The 20,020-nt window shown below is 69.5% G+C and carries 17 protein-coding genes and 2 tRNA genes; 2 read left to right on the top strand and 17 right to left on the bottom strand.

Annotation, left to right across the window (positions count from 1 at the left end; all coding sequences use genetic code 11):
- Positions 1 to 3 precede the first annotated feature (3 nt).
- From Aut01nite_RS30485 to Aut01nite_RS30540, 12 genes are read right to left on the bottom strand one after another with little or no spacing between them, the layout of a single operon-like run.
- On the bottom strand, positions 4 to 783 hold the full coding sequence (locus Aut01nite_RS30485) for a methyltransferase (protein ID WP_083998878.1): 780 nt from the start codon (positions 781 to 783) through the stop codon (positions 4 to 6).
- Positions 783 to 1,313 (bottom strand): hypothetical protein, encoded by a 531-nt coding sequence (locus tag Aut01nite_RS30490; protein WP_052163640.1) that lies wholly within the window; start codon positions 1,311 to 1,313, stop codon positions 783 to 785. Before Aut01nite_RS30490 ends, Aut01nite_RS30485 begins: the two co-directional genes overlap by 1 nt.
- On the bottom strand, positions 1,310 to 2,431 hold the full coding sequence (locus Aut01nite_RS30495; protein WP_043524615.1) for a beta-ketoacyl-[acyl-carrier-protein] synthase family protein: 1,122 nt from the start codon (positions 2,429 to 2,431) through the stop codon (positions 1,310 to 1,312). The genes Aut01nite_RS30490 and Aut01nite_RS30495 overlap by 4 nt, the downstream gene beginning before the upstream one ends.
- Positions 2,428 to 2,670, bottom strand: coding sequence for a hypothetical protein (locus Aut01nite_RS30500; protein WP_043524614.1), 243 nt, complete (start codon positions 2,668 to 2,670; stop codon positions 2,428 to 2,430). The genes Aut01nite_RS30495 and Aut01nite_RS30500 overlap by 4 nt, the downstream gene beginning before the upstream one ends.
- The gene (locus Aut01nite_RS30505) at positions 2,657 to 4,090 is read right to left on the bottom strand and encodes a class I adenylate-forming enzyme family protein (protein WP_083998876.1); all 1,434 of its coding nucleotides are present in this window, start codon (positions 4,088 to 4,090) and stop codon (positions 2,657 to 2,659) included. Before Aut01nite_RS30505 ends, Aut01nite_RS30500 begins: the two co-directional genes overlap by 14 nt.
- A complete protein-coding gene (locus Aut01nite_RS30510) occupies positions 4,090 to 5,616 on the bottom strand; it encodes an amino acid adenylation domain-containing protein (protein ID WP_043524613.1) in 1,527 nt (508 codons plus the stop codon). Before Aut01nite_RS30510 ends, Aut01nite_RS30505 begins: the two co-directional genes overlap by 1 nt.
- A 54-nt stretch (positions 5,617 to 5,670) precedes the next feature.
- Positions 5,671 to 7,800, bottom strand: coding sequence for an aminodeoxychorismate synthase component I (gene pabB, locus Aut01nite_RS30515; RefSeq protein WP_043524612.1), 2,130 nt, complete (start codon positions 7,798 to 7,800; stop codon positions 5,671 to 5,673).
- On the bottom strand, positions 7,797 to 8,804 hold the full coding sequence (locus tag Aut01nite_RS30520) for an LLM class flavin-dependent oxidoreductase (RefSeq protein WP_043524611.1): 1,008 nt from the start codon (positions 8,802 to 8,804) through the stop codon (positions 7,797 to 7,799). Before Aut01nite_RS30520 ends, pabB begins: the two co-directional genes overlap by 4 nt.
- Entirely contained in the window at positions 8,801 to 9,727 is a 927-nt protein-coding gene (locus Aut01nite_RS30525) for a hypothetical protein (protein ID WP_043524610.1), read from the bottom strand. The genes Aut01nite_RS30520 and Aut01nite_RS30525 overlap by 4 nt, the downstream gene beginning before the upstream one ends.
- A complete protein-coding gene (locus Aut01nite_RS30530; protein ID WP_083998874.1) occupies positions 9,717 to 10,037 on the bottom strand; it encodes a phosphopantetheine-binding protein in 321 nt (106 codons plus the stop codon). The genes Aut01nite_RS30525 and Aut01nite_RS30530 overlap by 11 nt, the downstream gene beginning before the upstream one ends.
- A 40-nt stretch (positions 10,038 to 10,077) precedes the next feature.
- Entirely contained in the window at positions 10,078 to 10,335 is a 258-nt protein-coding gene (locus tag Aut01nite_RS30535) for a hypothetical protein (protein ID WP_043524609.1), read from the bottom strand.
- A 41-nt stretch (positions 10,336 to 10,376) separates the two neighbouring features.
- Positions 10,377 to 11,414 carry a glycosyltransferase family 2 protein gene (locus tag Aut01nite_RS30540; protein WP_161790625.1) on the bottom strand — a complete coding sequence of 346 codons (1,038 nt, stop codon included), beginning with the start codon at positions 11,412 to 11,414 and terminating at the stop codon, positions 10,377 to 10,379.
- Positions 11,415 to 11,668: 254 nt separating this feature from the next.
- Here Aut01nite_RS30540 and Aut01nite_RS30545 point away from each other — a divergent pair, with 254 nt between their 5' ends.
- A complete protein-coding gene (locus Aut01nite_RS30545; protein ID WP_052163637.1) occupies positions 11,669 to 12,442 on the top strand; it encodes an aminotransferase class IV in 774 nt (257 codons plus the stop codon).
- A 432-nt stretch (positions 12,443 to 12,874) separates the two neighbouring features.
- On the opposite strand, the gene Aut01nite_RS30550 is transcribed toward Aut01nite_RS30545, so the two are convergent.
- The 5 genes from Aut01nite_RS30550 to Aut01nite_RS30570 form a co-directional block, all read right to left on the bottom strand.
- Positions 12,875 to 12,948: transfer RNA gene (locus Aut01nite_RS30550), tRNA-Met, on the bottom strand.
- Between the two features lie 84 nt (positions 12,949 to 13,032).
- Complete coding sequence (locus Aut01nite_RS30555; RefSeq protein WP_043524608.1) at positions 13,033 to 13,473, bottom strand: phospholipase D-like domain-containing protein; 441 nt, start codon at positions 13,471 to 13,473, stop codon at positions 13,033 to 13,035.
- Positions 13,474 to 13,685: 212 nt separating this feature from the next.
- Positions 13,686 to 13,762, bottom strand: a tRNA-Met gene (locus Aut01nite_RS30560).
- A gap of 63 nt (positions 13,763 to 13,825) precedes the next feature.
- The gene (locus Aut01nite_RS30565; RefSeq protein ID WP_083998868.1) at positions 13,826 to 16,819 is read right to left on the bottom strand and encodes a UPF0182 family membrane protein; all 2,994 of its coding nucleotides are present in this window, start codon (positions 16,817 to 16,819) and stop codon (positions 13,826 to 13,828) included.
- 97 nt (positions 16,820 to 16,916) lie between these two features.
- Positions 16,917 to 17,945: a YlbL family protein gene (locus Aut01nite_RS30570; RefSeq protein ID WP_043524606.1), complete on the bottom strand. Its 1,029-nt coding sequence runs from the start codon at positions 17,943 to 17,945 to the stop codon at positions 16,917 to 16,919.
- A 159-nt stretch (positions 17,946 to 18,104) separates the two neighbouring features.
- On the opposite strand from Aut01nite_RS30570, the gene Aut01nite_RS30575 reads away from it, so the two are divergent.
- A complete protein-coding gene (locus tag Aut01nite_RS30575) occupies positions 18,105 to 19,271 on the top strand; it encodes a zinc-dependent metalloprotease (protein WP_507762684.1) in 1,167 nt (388 codons plus the stop codon).
- Positions 19,272 to 20,020: the final 749 nt, after the last annotated feature.

Consider the following 20,020-nt stretch of genomic DNA (forward strand, 5'->3'; position numbering starts at 1 on the left):
CTCCTATTCGTCATCGGGCACTTCCTCATCGGGCCCGGCCTCACCGGGCACTTCGTCGTCGGGTACGAGCTCGAGGAGTTGGTATTCGACGCCGCGTACGAGGTCGCCGGAGGTGCGTAGCACCGAGATCCGGTAGCCCGCGTCGGTCGCGAGCCGCCGCAGCAGGGCGTGGTCGCCGAGACCGCTGAAGCCGAGCAGCAGGCGGCCGTCCTCGGTGAGCCGGCCGCGCGCTTCGCTGAAGTACCGCTGATGCGCCCGGTAACCGGGGTCGAAGACCGCTTGCCGCAGCTGCTCGCGCAACTCGTCGCGGGCCGGTCGAACCGTCGCGCCGGCGTCGGCGCCAGGATCGACGAACGGCGAGTTCCAGAAGATCAGGTCGAACCTGTCGTCCGGCTTCAGGCCGTCGAAGATGTCGCTCTCGTACACCTCGACCACGTCGGACAGGCCGTGCCGGACCGCGTTGCGCCCGGTGTTCTCGACGGCTGCCGCGCTGATGTCGGTGGCGGCGACGCGAGCGCAACCCCGCGCCGCGGCCGTCACCGCGGTCACGCCGGCACCGCTGCCCACCTCGAGAAAGGATCCGCCGACCGGGAACGGGACGGACTCGGTGAAGAAGCTCGTCGACACGCAGTGTGTCGGCGCGAAGACACCCGGCAGCAGATCCCACTCCTGGCCGTCCAGCTGGAAGGTGGTCGGCTCGACCACCGCCTCGGCCGTGCTGCTCACCAACCACGAGCCGCGCACCACGGCGCCCTTGTTCGGGCCGGACCCGGACGAGGCCATCACGCCTCGTTCCGATCCGCCGGCTCCGATGCCAGCCGTACGAGGTCGGCGCTCGCGAAGTTCTTCGCGGGGTCCGCGTCCATCTCGACGGTGAGGGCGAGAACCCACCGCGCGCTGTCGTCGGCCAGCAGCACCCGGGCCAGTTCGTGGGCCTCGGCGCGGGCGTCACCGGTCACGGCCACGCAGCTCACCGGGCCGGTCAGGCGATAGTCGCGGGCGATCTGGCCGAGGACGGCGGTCGGCACCACCTGGTAGAAGAGGATCGGGCTGACCCGGCCACGGTTCACGTGCTCGACGGACAGCTCCAGCGTGACCGTGTCGAAGCGCCGTGAGCAGAGGACCATGGCGACCTTGCCGCCGGCACCGTCGAGCAGATGCGGCGAGCGCGGGTCACCGAGGCATTCACGGACGGCGGCGTACACGAGAGGAGCGAAGTCGGAAACCATGAAACCGGCCAGCTTCGGCACGTCCGGGCCGCTGCGGACCTCGGCGCCGGCGATCAGGTCGACGGAGGTCAGCGACGTCGTCATGACGCCGCCAGCAGGATCGCGGTGTTGACGCCGCCCACCGACGAGTTGAGGCTCAGGGCGTAGGGCACCTCGGCCCGCTCCGGTGTGCTGACGTGGCGCAGCGGATTCCGGGTGTCCGGCCGGTGCAGGGCCGCCGTCGGCGGTAGCACCGAGGAGCGCATCGCCAGCAGCGTGATGACCGACTCCAGGGCGCCGCTGGCCTCCAGCGCGTGGCCCGTCGTGCTCTTCGTACCGCTGACGAACACGCGCTCCGCGTGCGGCCCGAGTGCGGCGTGCAGCCCGGCGGCCTCGGCGGAATCGTTGAGCGGGGTGCCGGTGCCGTGGGCGTTGACGTAGGTGAGCTGGTCGGGACCGACACCCCCGCGGTCGAGTGCCTCCGTGATCGCGGCGGCCACGCCGGCTCCCCGCGGGTGCGGTTGCGCTACGTGGAAAGCGTCGTCGGTCATCGCCCAGCCGGCCACCCGGGCCAACGGCTGGGCGCCGCGCGCACGGATGCTGTCACCCGACTCCAGCAGCAACATCCCGCCGCCGTCGCCGAGCAGAACACCCTTGCGGTCCTGATCGAACGGACGCAGCCGCCCGTCGACGGCGAGCGCCTGCGCGGCGTCGAAGAGGCTGAACGCCTGCCTGTCGACCACGAACACCCCGCCCGCCAGCACCGCCGCGGCGGTGCCGGTCCGGACCAGTTGCGCCCCGTGGATGATCGCGTTCGCGGCGGCGCAGCAGGCGTTGACGAAGGTACGCCGGGGCCGGCCCACGCCGAGCCGGTCCGCGACCTTCTCGGTGATCTCGGCCGGCGACTCCGCCTCCCCGGAAGGCGCACGCACCTTGGTCGCCAGCACGAGCGGAAGCTCTTCCGGGTTCCGCCAGCCGGCCATGTCGAGCGCCTGCCGGCCGCATGCGCTCGCCACCTCGGCGGTCAGCTCACCCGGCCCGGCGGTCCCGGCGCTGACCTGCTCGTTCGTGGCCGCCACTCCCGTGCGGCAGTGCGCGACGTCGAAGCGGGTGACCGGGCGGAACGCCGGTGTTCCCGAGAAGGCGCCGTCGAAGAGCGCTTCCGGTCCGAAGCCGAACGCACTGAACACGCCGTAACCGCTGACGAAAACCTCGGCGGTCATTCGTGCCCCACATCCAGTTTTCGGTTGATGAGCGCGTGCAGGCCGCTCACCGAGTCGATGTCGGTGGTCTCACCGCTGAGCTTCACCACGATGCCGTGCCGCTCCTCCAGCAGGTGCTGGATCCAGATCGCGGTGTAGGAGTCGATGACGAGCAGTGTGTCGTCGTCGATCGTTTCCGGCAGGCCGGCACTGTCACAACCGGACAGGATGTCGATGATCTCGTCTTTACCGATCCCCACGGTCTGCGTGGACGACTGCTGCGTTTCGCTCTCGAAAAGCGGAGAGGAGCTGTGCTCGGTCACGGATAACCTTTCCGGTCGGTGTCTCGATGAGTTTTTCCTGCAGGTAGTACCGTTTCGGGGCCTTCAGGCTGTTCAGCCGCTCCCGGCTCCATGCCGAGAGCGCCCGGTCCGTGAGCCCGTTGCGTGCCGCCACGTGCGCCTCGATCACGCTGTCGAAGGTCACGACCGCGTTGGTGACGTCGGGGTGCGCCCGGAGAACGTGCTCGATCTCCATCAGATCGATCTTGATGCCGCCGATCGCGATCACGGAGTCCGCGCGGCCGAGGATGCCGACCGCGCCGCTCGCCGCGTCGATCGCCGCGCGGTCGAACGTGCGCAGCCAGCCGCCGGAGAACCGGGCCACGCCGTCATCGACGAGGTACGGGGTCTCGTCCAGCCGGACGTACAGCTCACCGCCGGTAGCCCGGACCGTGATGCCGGGAGCCGGCCGCCCGACGGACGGCGCGGGGAACCGGCCGGTGAGATCGGCCGTCACCACGCCGGCCTCGGTCATGCCGTACACCTGGCCGAGCCGGCACCCGGTCGCCTGCTGGAACCGCTCGGCGACCTCCGGACTGGTGATCATCCCCGCGCTGGTCGCGACGCGCAGCCGCGGCAACCGGGGCAGCTCGGCGGTCTTGCCGAGCAGCTCGAAGTGCGTCGCCACGCCGAAGATGGCGGTGGGCTCGAGCGTCACGGCGGCACGGGCGATCGCGCCACCGTGCTGCGCGGACGGGAAGAGCAGGGGCAGGTTCGCCGCGAGCCCGTACAGGATTCCGCCGATCAGGCCCCAGGTGTGTATCGGCGAGCACAGGAGCAGGAGCCGGTCCGCCGGGCCGGGCATGTCCTCGATGGCGGCGTACCTGTCGATCTCCGCGTTCAGCGACGCCGCGGACCGTCCGACCACTTTGGCCCGGCCGGTCGAGCCGGAGGTGAACTGGACGAGACACACCTGCTCCGGGAAGGCGAACCCGCCGGGCAGCCGCTCGATCACCAGCTCCGCCCGTTCCGTGAAACGGGTGGTGCCGGCCGCCGCCCGCACGTGGAACTCCGGTGGGCACAGCCGGGTGAGCGAGCCGGTCTCGGCCTCGGTCAGCCGGTGGTCCAGGAGCATGGCTCGGGCATCGGCCCGCCAGACCGCCAGCAGCAGCGCGAACAGGGTGACACCGGGTACGAGCTGCACCGCGACGCAGTCGCCCGGCCGGACGCCGGCGGCCGTGAGCCGGTCGAGGCAGGTGGTGACCTCCTGGTGCAGGGCCTGCCGGCTGACGGTCTCCTCTTCGTCCACCCACACCGGCTCGTCCGCCGCCGTCGCGCACAGGCGATCGCTCAGCTCGCGTGCCGACATCACGGTCCGCGACTCCGCTGCCGGGCTCATCACGCGGCCACCAGACGTTGGGTGGCGCCACGGACGAGGTCGGTGACGGCCCGGCGGTCGACCTTGCCGTTGCTGTTGGCGGGCAACTGGCCGACCGTCAGGACGCGCCGCGGCACCATGTAGCCCGGCAGGTCGCGCACCAGTTCGGCGCGCAGCTCGGCGGGTTCACGGTCCGGGGCGACGCAGACGGCGTACAGCACCAGGGTGTCGCCCGCCTCGGGCACGGCCACGACGACGGCGTCGGTGACGCCGGTGCTGGAGCGCAGCGCCGCCTCGATCTCGCCGAGCTCGATCCGGTAGCCGTTGATCTTCACCTGGTGGTCGGTCCGCCCGAGGAAGTGCAGGACGCCCTCGCGGGTGGTCACCCGGTCGCCGGTGCGATACCAGTGGTCGCGCGGCACCGGGTCGCCCGCCGGGCCGGAGACAGGGTGGAACCGGCCCTCGTTCGCCGCCGGATCCAGGTACCCGTCGAAGCGCTGCACACCCCGGACGCACAACTCACCGTCCGCGGCCGGCTGCCCCGTCTCGTCGAGTACGGCGTATTCGAGGCCCGGATAGGGCAGTCCGATCGGCAGCACACCGTTGGGCGTGGCCGGCCAGTCGTCGGGATTCACCGGCAGGCTGAAGTCGCTGCAGCTGATCGTCAGCTCGGTCGGCCCGTAGAGATTGCTCAGCGCGCTGCCGGGGGCAGCCGCCTTCCAGGCCCGCGCCTGCTGCCAGGTGAGCGGTTCGCCGCAGAAGAGGCTCTGCCGCAGCGACGGCATGCTGTCCGCCCGCAGCCGGCCGCCGGCCTGCGCCCTGCTGATCGCGGACGGCACCGAGAACCAATGGGTGAGTGCGTTCGCGGCAACGAATCGCACCGGTCGCAGCAGGTCGTTCCGGCTCGGCACGACCAGGGCGGCACCCGCGCCCCAGACGGCGAAGAGGTCGAACACCGAGAGGTCGAACGTCAGGTCGAAGCACTGCGAGCAGCGGGCGCTGGGGTCCAGCAGGTACCTGTCCCGGACCGTCTCCAAGAACGCCGAGACGTTGCGCTGACGGACCGGTACGCCCTTGGGCGTACCCGTCGAGCCGGACGTGAACAGCAGGTAGGCCTCGGCCTCGGGCACGTCGAGCAGGTCCGGCAGCGCGGTCGCCGGCGCGGGCGGGCCCAGCGCCGGATCCACGGTCAGCACCCGGATCCCGTCGATCCGCGGAACGTCCAGTCGCGGGTCGGCGAGCACCAGGCCCATTCCGGAGGCCGTCATCATGTAGCTCGTCCGGCCCTGCGGGAAAGCCGGATTGAGCGGGACGACGGACTTGCCGAGGCGCTGGATGGCGAGGTAGCCCGCGTAGGCGAGCACGCTGCGCTCGGCCAGCAGGCCGATCCGTTCCGGAACGACGGGCGACTCCTCGCGGATACGCGCCGCCAGCGACTCGGCCAGGCCGGCGAGTTCGCGATAGGTGTGACGTGCGCCGTCGATCTCGAGCGCCGTCCGGGTACCGTGCCGGGCGACCGAGGCCTCGAACCAGTGGTAAAGCATCATGGCGTCTCCCAGGACGAGCCGAACGTGACAGGAGAGGGACCGGAGGCGGCGGGCTCAGCCATCGCTCATCGCATCCGCCATGTCGTACGCCGGGAAGCGCACGCCGAGCAGGGAGAGCACGGGCGTGGCCTTGACCGCTGTCTCGTTGAACTCGTCGACCGGGTCGGACATGGCCACGATGGCGCCGCCGACGCCGTAGGTGACACGGCCCGGCCGCACCACCAGCGTGCGGATGGCGATGTTCAGGTCGACGCTTCCGGAGAGCGAGAAGTAACCGATCGCGCCGGAGTAGACGCCCCGGGGCCCCTCTTCCAGCTGATCGATGATCTCCATGGTGCGCAGCTTGGGCGCCCCGGTCATCGAGCCGCCGGGGAACGCGGCCCGGACGCAGTCGACAGGGCTGCGATCGGGTCGCAACGTGGCCGTCACGGTGCTGATCAGCTGGTGGACGGTGGCATAGGTCTCGACGGCGAACAGCTCCGGCACGGCCACCGAACCGATCATCGCGACCTGGGCGAGGTCGTTGCGGAGCAGATCGACGATCATGAGGTTCTCGGACTGGTCCTTCTCGGAGGTGGCCAGATCCACCTGGAGTTCGCGATCCTCCGCGGCGTCACGGCCGCGGGGGCGGGTGCCCTTGATCGGCCGGGCCTCCACCCGCCGTTCGCCGTCGATGCGCAGGAAGCGCTCGGGCGACGTGCTCAGCACCGACAGGTCGCCCAGGCGCAGCAGCGCCGCGAACGGAGCCGGATTGTCCCGGCGCAGCGCGGTGTAGGCGGACCACACGTCCAGCGTGCTGTCGAGCGTGAGCATGTTGGTCAGGCAGACCTCGTAGCTCTCCCCCGCGGTGATGGCGCGCTGGCAGGACTCGATGAGCTCCAGATAGGTGCCGCGGTCGTGGCGCAGCGCCACAGACGTCGCGATCTGCTCCGGCCCGTCCGGACTCGGATGCGAGGTGCCGGCCAGCGCCTCAATCCGGGCGCGGGTGGCCGCGAGCCAGGTCCGCGCCGGCGCCTCGTCCTGCAGGTGCAGCGCGAGCAGATAGGTCGTGGAGGTGCTGTGGTCGAAGACCACGCACCGGTCCGCGAACAGCAGCGACGCGTCCGGCTGCTCGGAGCGGTGGCGCAGCTCGCCGCCGCACTGCGCCTTGAGCTCGTAGCCCAGATAGCCGACCCAGCCGCCACGGAAGTCGAACGGCAACTCGCGGTCGCCGGCGACCTCGGCACCACGCAGACGGTCGTCCAGCCAGTCCAGCAGGGGCCGGGTTTCGCGGTGGATGCGCTGTTTCGCACGTACGGTCACCGTGCCCTCGGCGACGTCGGCCGTGACCACCTCGGCGAGCGGGCCGTCGGCGGCGCCCATCATCGAGAAGCGGCCCAGCCGCGGATCGGGATGGCTGCTGTCCAGCCAGAACGCGAAGGGCTGGTCACGGAAGAGCGTTTCGTAGATCTGCTCGGCGTCCACCGTGGTGGGGAACTCCTCGACCAGCAGGCGGTACTTCAAACGCTTATGGGTGTCCGGCCGCCCGCCGAAGAGCGTGTCCGGCCGCCCGCTGAGCAGCGTCGGCGACGTGCGCCGGCGGCGGGCCCTCCGGCCGTTGCGCCCGTTCCACTCCTCGCTCAGCTCGGCGAAGTTGGCGAGCAGGCGCTGGCCGTACTCGGTCGAGATCGACTCGGGGTGGAACTGCACCCCCCACTGCGGCCGGTTGCGGTGCCGCAGGGCCATCAGGACGCCGTCGGGCGTCCACGCGGTCGCCTCGAGATCGTCCGAAAGGCGGTCGACCGTCCAGGAGTGGTAGCGCACGACCTCCTGCGGTGACGGAATGCCGGCGAACAGGCCGGTGCCGTCGTGCAGGACGGGGGACTTGCGGCCGTGCCGGGGCTCCGGGGCGAGCGCGATCGATCCGCCGCCGAGCATCGCGATGCCTTGGTGCCCGAGGCAGACACCGAGTAGCGGCAGCCGGCCCGTCGAGATGACGTCGCGGCAGATGCCGAAGTCGGCCGGGACACCGGGCGTGCCGGGTCCGGGCGAGATGACCACGTTGTCGAACCCGTCGAGTCGCTCAGCACTCCACCCGGATTCGTCGTTGCGGATGACCGTCGGCTCGCTTCCGTTGACCTCGCCGAGGTAGTGCGCGAGGTTGTAGGTGAACGAGTCGTAATTGTCGATGAGCAGAGTTTTCACACGCGCTCCTTGCGAAGATTCCGCGCGATCTCGAGAACGACCTCAAGGTGTTTCAGGTCCTGCTCCTTCGCCGGAGTGTCCAAGATGAACGTGGCGTACCCGAGTTCGACGTAGCGCCCGAGTTCACGCCCGACCGTGGCGTAGTCGCCGACGAAGTACGGGCAGAAGGTCTTGAAGGTCTTGAAGGGATGCATCCAGTACGTGCCGTCCCGCTCGACCGCCCGTGAGAGCCGCTCGTGCCATCGCGAATCGGAGCGGGACATGGCGAGCCGGTGATTCATCCGCCCCGCGCGATCTTCCGGGAAGCGCGTGAGCGCCACCTCCCACGCCTCGGCCGCGCTCGGCCGGGCGATCACTCCGATACGCATGCCCTGCGCGATCGTGGGATCCGCGGGAGCCTGCAGGTCGGGTCGCTCCGGATAGACGATGCCGGTCGCGTCCAGCGCTCGGGCAGCGGCCATCCCGGCCGGCGACGAACCGGACACCAGGAACCGGGGAGCGAGGTCCGCGCCGGGCACGTCGTGCAGGCGCAGTCCGGACGCGGAGTAGTACTCGCCGTCGAAGGTGACCGGGGTGCGGGACTCGAGCAGCTGTTTCATGATCGATGCGTACTCGACCGCCCGGTCGTAACGCGCGTCGTGCGGCAGCCCTTCGCCCATCGCCTCCAGATCCGCGGTGAAGCCGCCGGCGACGATGTTCAGGTCGACCCGGCGCTGATACAGGTGGGCCAGGCCGGACACGAACTTCGCGGCGGTGAACGGATGCATGTACGCCGCCTGAACGGCGACCAGCGGAGTCAACTGGCCCGTCACCTGGATGATGTTCTGCGCGATCAACCACGGGTCCACCGACCTGTTGTCCGTGTAGACCAGCACACCCTCGTAGCCGGCCCGGTCACTCCACCGCGCCACCTCCCGTACCCGCTCGAGATAGTCACGGCCGTTCTCCCGGCCGGACGGCGGACATGTTCCATAGATCGTGAGGGCGGCCGGGGTCGCGGTCATGAGACTGCCCCGGCGACGCTCGCGGCGCCGCCCGTCAACGGCCGGCGCCGGGTCAGCAACGAGACCGGCGCGGGATGTCCGGCGTCCTCGAGGAGGTCGACCCAGTCCCCGTCGACCCGGAAGACGGCCGAGTCGAGAGCCTGGCCGATCGGGACCTCGCCCGGTGTCAGCACGCCCCACCGCTCGAGGCTGAGGATCAGGTAGGGGTCGAAGGCGGCCCAGACGCCGTCCACCCGGAACTCGGGCCAGAAATGATGCAGCGAGTAAGGGCTGGACAACAGCAGTCCGTAGCTGAGCCGAGCCTCCCAGCCCTCCTCGGTCGCCCGCTGAACCAGGTAACGGCTGCCCAGTTCGCAGTTCGCGAGCGACGTCTCGGTGAGGAACCCGAGGTCGCCGAAGAGGCTCACCGGCAGGATGTGGAACCGGAACCGGGACACCTCGGCGAAGAGCCCTCGGAACCGCGCGGGAGCCTGCCCCGTGCGGCCGTTGCCGACCTCGCGGCGCAGCGTGAACCGATGGGCCGCGGTGGCGGTCGCCCCGAGCGCGAGCAACCGCGGTGACGGGCGGAAGTCGCATTCGTGGCCGGACGCCGGGAGGCCGCATTCCGCGGCGACCTCGACTTCGTAGCGGACCGGGTTGTCGTCCGCCATCGCACGGAAGATCTGCGGCCACCGGCGCATGGCGAGGTAGCGGGGCGACGGCGTACGCAGCGCGAGCGACGTGTTGGCCAGGTCGAGCTCGTCGAAGTACCGCTCGCCGCCCGACAACCGGTGCGGAAAACCGAGATCGAGCAGATCGGACAGGACCTGCGCGTCGATCCGATAGATCTTCGAAACGGTCGAGGTGTCGTGGTCGAAGACCCGGTGGCGGTCGGGAACCAGCCGCACCCTCTCCACGATGTCCGGCAGCGGCTCAGTCTTCACCCTGCTCCCCCGCGAGACCGGAGACGACGTCCCAGAGGGTGCCGGCCGAGGAGAAGATCTCGAAGGAGATGACCTCGTCGGGGACGATCACTCCGAAGGCGTCCTCGATGGTGACCAGGAGCCGGACGATGGCGAGCGAGTCGATACCGAACTGCCTCAGATCGGTGTCCCTGTGCAGCAGCGTGTCCGGGCCGATCGAGCCGTCCAGGCACTGCCGGAGCACGGCCTCGAACTCGGCGTTCAGCGCGGCCGGGCCGGACATGAGGACGCCTCGGCTGCCGCCGTCCGTGACGGCACCTTCGTACGGCACGTGATTCTCCTTTGGCAGAGTGGGGGCTGTCGATTTACCTTCAGACCGCCGCGGCGACGCTATCGGGGCTGATCTCAGCGAGATACCGATGCACGGAGCGTGCCGAGTTCAGCGTTTCCATCACCTCGCGTCCGGGCGGCTCCAATTCAAATTCGAAACGCTCTTCGAGTACGTGCTGGAGCCAGACGAAACTAAAGGAGTCGATGGAGATCTCGGTGTCGTAATCGATGACGCCCTCACCTTCCTGAAGCGCCATGCACTCAGCGATGATCGCCGTTATCTTGTCGCGGGTAATCACGGTCCATGCACTCCAGTCGTGGAGATCGGTAGCCGCCGGGCTCAGCTGGCGTCGGCGGGCTTGAGGCCGGTGAACAACATGCTCGGGCGGCGCATGGCGAGCGCCGCCGTGAAGCCGCCGAGGTCGAACATCAGCTCGACCGACGCGCACGCGAAGCGCTCCGCGATCGCGCGGGCCGACCGGTCGGCACCTCGTAGCCGGCGGCTACGCAGGCCCACCAGCAGACCGACGGACACGGGCGCGGCGAGCAGGCTCAGGCCGCCGGTGAAGGGCGCCAGCGCCGCGCCGGCCACGATGGCCACCGCTCCGACGGTGAACGCGTTCACCACCGGTCGGCGGTGGTGGGGATGGACGCTGCACACCCACTGCTCGGAGCGGCCGTAGCCGTAGAGCCGGCGGGCTGCGGTGCCGATGGAGTCGGTGATGGCGTGGTCGTGGACGACCACCGCGCCCGGGTCGCAGACGATCCGGTATCCGCCGTCGGAAATCTTGAGGCCGAGATCGCAGTCCTCGCCGCCGACGATGTCGAGGCTCTCCGAGGGAAAGCCACCCACCTCGATGAAGACCGACCGGCGTACCACGACGTTGGTGGTCGTCGCCCAGGTGACAGCGGCACTGCGCGCGGGACGCTCCAGGTCGTCGTTGATCAGATTGGACCAGCGCATGATCCGGTTCGCCCGAGCCTCGCCGTCCTCCACGAAGGTGGGGCCCGCCACGCCGCCGACGGACTCCCCGGCGTCGCGCATGGTCTTCACGTGACGCTCGAGCAGGTCCGGTGACACCCGGCAGTCGGAGTCGGTGAACAGGACCAGGTCGTACCGGGCCTCCTCGACGCCGAGATTGCGCTTGGCGCCGACGTGGGCCGGGCCGGCGACGTAGCGCGCGCCGAACTCGAGGCAGTTGGCCCGGTGTTCGGCGGCCACGGCCGGCGCCGAATCGTCGACCACGATGACCTCGGCCGGCTCCGGACTGCGGTCCATGGCCTCTCGGAGCGAGGCCAGCTGGGCGCGCATCAGCGCCACCCGGTCCTTGACCGGAACGACGACAGAAATTCCGGGCTGCGATACAACCGTGGGCACAAATCCTCCAGCGTCGATTGGTCCGGCGTGGCCGCGAATTGCTTCTCGAACTGCCGAATCCTGCATGGATGTTCGTCCGAACCGCCGTCGGTCACTTCCTCGGATCCATCAAGCGGCTGCCCTGAAAGCTACGCACGACGGGGAGCTTCATGAACCCGTACATCACCCCTATTCCAATGCTCATAAAATGACGTGCGCCGATTTGACGCGCGTGTTCGACACCCACTGACCAGGGAATGTGGTGAAATAGCATCATGATCGAGTTCGATGGACGGTCCGCCACCACCGAGGATCTCGCCGGCCTGGCGCTGTGCAACTACGGCCACTTCACCACGATGCTGTTGAGCGACGGCCGCGTGCGCGGACTGTCGCTGCACTTGAACCGGCTGGCCCGCGACTGCCGCGCCCTGTTCGACGCGGACCTCGACCTCGACCGGGTGCGCCGACTCGTCCGCCGCGCCGCCGCCGACACACCGCGCATGGTGCGGGTGACCGTCTACGCGCCTGGACTCGAACTCACCCGGCCGGGCGCGGACATGGAGCCGCACGTACTGGTCACGACCCGGACGGCCACGTCATCCAGCCTGCCGTCGCTGCGCCTGCGTTCGGTCGCCCACCGGCGCGACCTTCCGGGAACGAAGCACACGGGCCTGTTCGAGACGATCCGGCAACGGCGCGTCGTCCAGCGCGCGGGCTTCGACGACGCCCTCTTCGTCGACGAGCGGTCACGCATCCTCGAAGGCGCGACCTGGAACATCGGCTTCTACGACGGCGACCGCCTGTTGTGGCCGGCCGGGGACCAACTGCCCGGCGTCACCATGGAGCTGGTGAAGTCGCTGGGCGTCGCGGCCTCGACGGAACGGGAGCTGGACCTCACGGCCGCAGCCGGCCTCCCTGTCGCCTTCGCCACCAACGCCGCGGTCGGCGTGCGCGCCATCTCGTCGCTCGACGGGATCCGCTTCGGCACGGACGCCGTACTCGATCAGTTGTCTCTGCACTATCAGGCGATCAAGGGCGACGAGGTGTGAGGCGGCCGCGCGTTTCGTCCACCGGCTGAGCGGGACCCGTGGAGGCGCACGATCACGCCGGCCCGGCGGTTGAGCAGACCGCGGGGATGTCGTCGCAGACGGAGCGCAGGTCGCCGCCGCCGGCCCGGGGCGCGCACAGCACGAAGCCGTCGACCTTGTGGTCAGCGTCCGACGAGGTTCATGGCGTCCAGCCGGTTCCGGCGGCGACGTTCCCGGCTCCCCGCGACCACGTACCCCGGCTCGTGAAGCTCACGTGCTGACGTCGCCCGCCAGAACGGCGGTGCTCACTGGGCCTTCGGGACGCGTGATTCGATCATCGGCCGATCGTTCGGGCACGTCGTCTCAGCTCGCGCCGCCACGTTTGCCCGGATGAAAAGCAAGAACGCGGTCCGTCACGAAGACGAACCGCGTTCTGACTTGCACTTTCATTTGTAGCGGGGACAGGATTTGAACCTGCGACCTCTGGGTTATGAGCCCAGCGAGCTACCGAGCTGCTCCACCCCGCGTCGACTTGATAAGACTAGCGCACGCCTCACCGAACCGGCAAAGCGGCCCCCGGCCCACCCGAATCCGGGCCGGGGGCCACCGGATCAGTCGTTCGTGTCGGAGCGCGAGGCGGACGCCGTGAAGTCCAGCGCGGGCGGGGATTTCGAGTCCGCGCCGGCCACGCTCCGGATGGTGCGGAAGTTCGCCCGGAACTGGGCGTGGATGGCGGCGGACTCGATGCGCAGGAACGCCTCGTCGTTCTCCCGCAGCGCCGAGTCGGTGTAGTCGTGGCTGCCGGTGAGCACCCACTTGCGGTCCGCGTCGTCGATGTACTTGCCCTCGATCAGCAGGCACTTCGAGTGCACGAAGTCACCGCCGGCCTCCGGCGTCCGGCACAGCGCGATCCGCGAGTGGTTCCGCAGCGACGCAGGCACGCCCGCGCCGGCCTCGGTGCAGATCACGTCGACCCAGCACTTCCTGTCCGGGAGGGCACGCAGCTCGTCGACGACGGCCTGGCGGGTGAAATTCGGTCTTGGCCTGATCACCGCCCAGGTCCTTGTGATACTCGTAATACGCGTCGTACAGGCTGGTGTCGCCCGCGAAGGTCACCGCGTTCCGCCACATGTTCGACCCGTTGGTCACGGTCGGATTCGCCGAGGACTGCACGACCACGTTGACGATTTCTTCCGGCCCCGGAACGGCATACAGAAAACGCGGCCCGTCGTGATGACGGACCGCGTTCTGCACTTCACTTACCTGGTAGCGGGGACAGGATTTGAACCTGCGACCTCTGGGTTATGAGCCCAGCGAGCTACCGAGCTGCTCCACCCCGCGTCGTTGTGATAACCCTAGCGCATGGGTTCCGGGGACCGCAAAACGGCCCCCGGAACCGCTGACTCACCCGCCCGGAGCGGGGGTGGGACTCGTCGCCGGTGGCGTCCCGGCGCCCGCCGAGCTGGCCGCCTGGAAACGCTTCATCGCGTCGTCCAGCGCCTTGAGCGCCTCGCCCTCCTTGGCGAAGTCACCGGACTGCCGGGCGGCCCGCAGGTCGGAGATGGCCTTGTCGACATCCCCGGCCGCCCGCAGCAGGTCCGGGCTGACCTCGGTGGGCGGCGGGTTGCCCGGCGTGGCGCCGGGAGACGGCGAGGCCGGCGTGGTGGGCGTGGTGCCGGGGTTCTCCGTACCGCCCGTGGTGGGCGGCGGAGCACCGGCCTTGCCGAGCGCCACCAGTGCTTCCAGGCCGTCGGTCAGGTTGTTCTCCAGGACGACATAGTTGCCGTCGCCGTACGACATGAGGACCTTCTGCAGCAGCGGCGCGGCGCCCGCCTGACTGCTCTTCACATAGACCGGCTCGACGTACAGGATGCCGTCGCCCAGGGGCAGCGAGATCAGGTTGCCGTAGAGCACCGAGGCCTGGCCACTACGCGTCAGCAGCGCGAGCTGGTTGGAGATGCCGGCGTTGTTCACCATCCGCTGGTGCACCTGGACCGGGCCGGGAACGGCCGTGTCGTCGGGTAGCTCGAGGATCTCCAGCCGTGGCTGCCCGTTGACGTAGGAGGCGGAGATCAGCGCCGCCATGTTCTCCCGGCTGAGCGGCGTCACCCCGGCGGTGAGCTGGAAGCGGGACTCCTCCTGCTCCGGCAGCTTGACGTTCAGGTAGAACGGCGGCTGCACCCCGCTCTGCGGCGAGTCCGGCGCGTTCGGCACCTGCCAGAAGTCGTCACCGGAGAAGAAGGTCCGCTCATCGGTGACGTGGAACTTGGTGAGCAGGTTTCGCTGCACCTTGAACAGGTCGGCCGGGTAGCGGAAGTGATCGGCGAGGGCCGTCGGGATCTCCGACTTCGGCTTGATCAGATCGCCGCCGAACGCCTTGTTCCACGCCTTGAGGACCGGGTCCTTGTCGTCGTACTCGTAGAGGGTGACGGTCCCGTCGTACGCGTCGACCGTCGCCTTGACCGAGTTGCGCATGTAGTTGACGTCGTCCCGGGCCAGCGCGAACGAACCCTGTCCGGTCAGCTCGTCCCGCGTCTCGGTGGCCAGATTGATCTTCTGGGCGTACGGGTACGTCTTCGCGGTCGTGTAACCGTCCAGGATCCACTGGATCCGCCCGTCGATGACCGCGGGGTACGGGTCCCCGTCGATGGTGAGGAACGGCGCCACCTTCGCGACCCGCTCGCGCGGCTCCCGGGTGTACATCAGCCGGGAGTTCTCGTTGACCGCCTCGGAGAGCAGGAAGTTGCTCTCGGTGTTGTGGATCGCGAAGACCAGCCGGCGGAAGAACGAGCCGATCTCGACGCCGCCCTTGCCCTCGTAGGTGTAGAGCACCTCACCGCTGTTCTCGCTCTGCCCCTGCGGCCGGTCGAACTCGACGTTCTTACCGCCCTCACCCTGGCCGACGATCGCGTACTCGGTGGACTGCTCGCCGTAGTAGATCCGCGGCTGCTTCGCCTCGATGACGTCGGCCCGGGCCGGCGTGCAGCCGCCCTGAGCCTGCGGCTCGCCGCCGAGGAACCCGGAGACGAAGTTCGGCAGACCCGTGCCACAGACCTCGTTGGCCGGCGCCGCCACCAGGCCGTAGCCGTGGGTGTAGACGGTGTGCCGGTTGATCCACTGACGCTGCTGGGCGCTGAGCTTCTCGTCGGCGATCTCGCGGGCGCCGACCACGTAGTCCTGCGTCACGCCGTCGACCGTGTACCGGTCCACGTCCAGTTTCTCGCCGAAGTCGTAGAAACCGCGGGACTGCTGGGACTGGGTGAACGCCTGCGAGACGAGCTGCGGGTCGATCAGCCGGACGTTCTGCGCGCTGGTGTCGCTCGTGAGCGACGCCGGTGGCTGACCGCTGTTCGCCTGATATCTGCTCACCTCGGTGTCCGCCAGCCCGAAGGCGTCTCGGGTCGCCTCGATCGACCGTTTGATGTAGGGCGCCTCCTTGTCCGCGAGGCTCGGCTTCACCTGGAAGTTCTGCACGGCCAGCGGGTAGATGCCGCCGATCGCGACGGCGGAGATCGCCAGCAGCGCCAGCGAGACGCCGGGCCATACCAGGTTCCGCATCACCGCGTTGGAGAAGACGATGATCGCGATCGCCACCACCACGGAGATGTAGGCGAGGATCTCCTTGGCCGGCAGCAGCGCGTTGACGTCGGTGTAACCGGCGCCGTACAGCCCCGGCGACACGTGCTGCTCGAGCAGGAGCGCACGCCGGTCCAACACGTACGCCACGGCCTTGAGCAGCACGAAGGCGGCGACCAGCGTGGTCAGGTGGGCCCGGGCGGCGGTGGTCATCCGGTCCCCGACGCCCTGCAGGCGCACGCCGCCGAAGATGTAGTGCACCGCGAGCGAGCCGATCACCGACAGCACCACGGCGGTGAAGCCGAGGCCCAGCAGGTAACGCCAGATCGGGTAGTCGAAGACGTAGAAACCGATATCCACGTTGAACTCGGGGTCGACCTCCCCGAACGAGCCACCGTTGCGGAACAGCATCCAGTCGCCCCACCGGCCCATCGCGGACAGGCCCGCGAAGAAGCCGATGACCAGACCGGTCACGGTGATCCAGGTACCCAGCCGGGGCGCCAGGATCATCCGGTAGCGCTCCAGGGTGGCCTGCTCCGCGGAGTGCGGGCGCAGGAGTGGGCGCAACCGGTACGCCAGGTAGAGGTTGCCGGCGACGATGAGGGTCATCGCGGCGCCGACGACGAGGAAGAGGACGAGCTGGGTGAGCAGCACGCCGGAGAAGACGTTCGTCTTCTCCACCTCGTCGAACCACAGATAGTCGGTGTAGGCGTCGATACCCCAACCGAGCAGCGTGAATAGTATGAAGACCCCGACCAGGACGCCGACGGTCACGCGACCGCGTCGGCTCATCCTCGGCAGAGGACTGTTTCGCATGACCAACGTTGGCTCCACACTTCGTCTGGCCGGTGTTTCACCTTACGATGTCGCATCCAGCTTCTATACGCGGCAGAACTGTCCCGTCACCACCGGTGCGGCATCACGACGCCGAGCACGGCTTCGGTGTGCCGCCGGAGGTGAAGGTCTTGAGGGCGGTGAGCGCCTCGTCCACCGTGGCCACCTCTGCCATCGGCAGGCCGGGCACGGCGTTGCGCAGCGCTTCCGCGCAGTTGTCCTTCGGGACCAGGAAGAGCTGGGCGCCGTCCCGCTTGGCGCCGACGAGCTTCTGCGGGATGCCACCGATCGGGCCGACGTCGCCGTCGTCGTCGATGGTGCCGGTGCCCGCGATGGTCTTACCGCCGGTGAGGTCCTCGGCGCGGAGCTTGTCGATGATGCCGAGGGTGAACATCAGGCCGGCGCTGGGACCACCGATCTTGTCGAGGTCGATCTCGATCTTGAACGGGTGCGGCTGCTGAGTGTCGAGCTCCACACCGATCCGCGGCGTCCCGTCCTTCGCGTCGGCCCGCGAGGTCACCTGCGCGGTGCCGGCCTTGCCACCCCGAAGGTAGGAGACGGTCAGCGCGGTGCCGGCCGGCTTGGCCCGGATCATCTCGGTGACCTGGCCCTGCTCGGTGATCGCTGTCCCATCGATGGTGGTGATGACGTCGTTCGCCTGCAGGACGCCGTCGGCGGCGCCACCGGGGGTGACCTTACGCACATGAACCTGGACCGGGTAGCCCAGCTCGCGCAGCGCGACCGTCTCGGCGCTGGTCTGCGACTGCTTCCACTCCTGTGCGTTCTGCTCCTGGACCTGCTTCTCGCTCTGGTCCGGCGGGTAGATCAGCTCCCGGGGCACCACGGCGTCGGAGTCGCTCAGCCAGCCACGGATCGCCCAGACCAGCTCCACCTGCGACTGCACGTTCACCGTGGTGAGACGCAACTGACCGGCCGACTTCGAGGTGTCGCCCTCGGTGACCTTGATGACCTCGGCTCCGTCGGCCGAACCCAGCGTGTCGACGGTGGGCCCGGGTTTGAGCACCACGTAGGGCATCGGTGCGACCATGACACCGGCAGCCAGCAGAGCGGTGATCAGGGCGCCGAGGATGACGGTGACACCGCGACGTCTCATGCGCGTGAGCGTACCCACCCAGTCTGAGTTCTCTCTGAGCTGATACCGCCCTCAGTCCGCTACGGGCTTTTCGCGCGTACCGTGGGGGTCGTGCCTGATATCCCGTTCGGCTTCTCCCTGCCGGGCGCGCAGCCGCCCGACCCCTCCGACCCGCAGCAGATGCAGCAGTTCATGGCGCAGCTGCAGCAGATGTTCGCTGCCCCCGGCAGTGGCCCGGTCAACTGGGACCTGGCCCGGCAGGTCGCCGCCAGCCAGCTCTCGGCGACCGGCGACCCGGCGGTGAACATCCTCGAGCGCCACCAGGTCGAGGAGGCCCTGCGCCTCGCCGACCTCTGGCTCGATCCGGTGTGCGCACTCCCGAGCGGCATCCAGAAATCCGTCGCCTGGAACCGCAACGAGTGGATCTACAACACCCTCGACGTGTGGAAGAAACTGTGCGAGCCGATCGCCGGCCGCATGGTCGGCGCGATGGGCGACCTCGTGCCCGAGGAAGCCCGCGCCCAGCTCGGCCCGATGCAGTCGATGGTCGCCACGCTCGGTGGCGCGCTCTTCGGCGGCCAGCTCGGCCAGGCCTTCGGGCAGCTCGCCGCCGAGGTGCTCTCCGCCGGCGACATCGGGCTTCCGCTCGGCCCCGCCGGCACGGCCGCCCTCGTCCCTTCCAACATCAAGGCGTACGGGTCCGGCCTCGAGCTTCCCGAGGACCAGGTCCGGCTCTACGTGGCGCTGCGCGAGGCGGCCCACCAGCGGCTCTTCGGGCACGTCCCGTGGCTGCGGGCGCACGTGCTGAACGCCGTCGAGACCTACGCCAACGGCATCACGGTGAACCGGGAGGCGATCGAGGAGGCGATGAGCCGCGTCGACCCGACCGATCCCGAGTCGATGCAGGCGATGGCCCTGGAGGGCATCTTCACGCCCGAGGACACCCCGCAGCAGAAAGCCGGCCTGGCCCGGCTGGAGACCGCGCTCGCACTGGTCGAGGGCTGGGTCGGCCACGTGGTCGACGCGGCCGCCGCCGACCGGCTGCCCTCGGTCGCCGCGCTCGGCGAGGCCTTCCGCCGTCGCCGTGCCGCCGGCGGTCCCGCCGAGCAGACCTTCGCCGCCCTGGTCGGCCTGGAGCTGCGCCCACGCCGCCTGCGCGAGGCCGGCGCGCTGTGGACCGCCGTCGCCGAGCACCGCGGCACGGCCGGCCGGGACGCCCTGTGGGACCACCCCGACCTGCTTCCCACCGACGAGGACTTCGCCGACCCGGGCGCTTTCGCCCGCAACCGCTCCGACTGGGACATCAGCGAGCTGGACAACCTGGGCGAAGGCCCGACCGAGGACTGACCCCGAGCCCCGTGTTCCCGCCGTGGAACACGGGGCCGTCACCTCCCCGCACCCCGGCTCGCCGGGTCTCCACACCAGGCCGGTCAGGTCCGCACACCTCAGCCTCGCTTGCCACACCCTCAACACGCAGGCCAGTCGGGTCTACGCGCCGCGGCGCAGCAGTCTCAGCCGCCGGGCGGGGTACGGAGGTTCTTCCGACACCGCTACGGCGCTTGCCCGCTTCCGGTCCGCGGCGGTTCTCTCACACCATGCTTCGGTACGGGCCACCCGGCGTCCCGTGACTCGCGGCGGCCACCGCAGGCGTCCCCTCGCGGCCGTCCCCCGGTGCGGGTCATGCATGCCCCTCCCGGTCACCCCGGGCCGGCTGTCACTGATGACTCGAAAGTCGGCTATCACCGCAGCTCATGCCTTGATCGAAGACGTTATGTCGACCGCGCCCAGGGGCCGGCTCTCACGCACGGCACACGGGCGTCCGAAGGACACGGATGGCTGTCTCAGCGCGGCCGAGACAGCAGTGACAACCAGCCGGCCCAACCGCAACCGACCCGGAACGGTTCCCCGGCGGCATCCGCCGGAGCAGTAGCACCTCCTCGAAAGCCGCGCGGCCAGCGCCTCCAGAGCCACGCGGCTTCTGGGACTCAGCGCGGCACGCTGCCCATCGCTATGACGGGGTGGAGATGACGCCCCGGGGAGGGCAGCGTCCGTCCCGAACCGGCGATCCCCGGCGTGGCCGACCGCGCCAGGCCGGC

Origin of the sequence: Actinoplanes utahensis, assembly GCF_016862455.1 — a bacterium.
Classification (GTDB): Bacteria; Actinomycetota; Actinomycetes; order Mycobacteriales; family Micromonosporaceae; genus Actinoplanes; species Actinoplanes utahensis.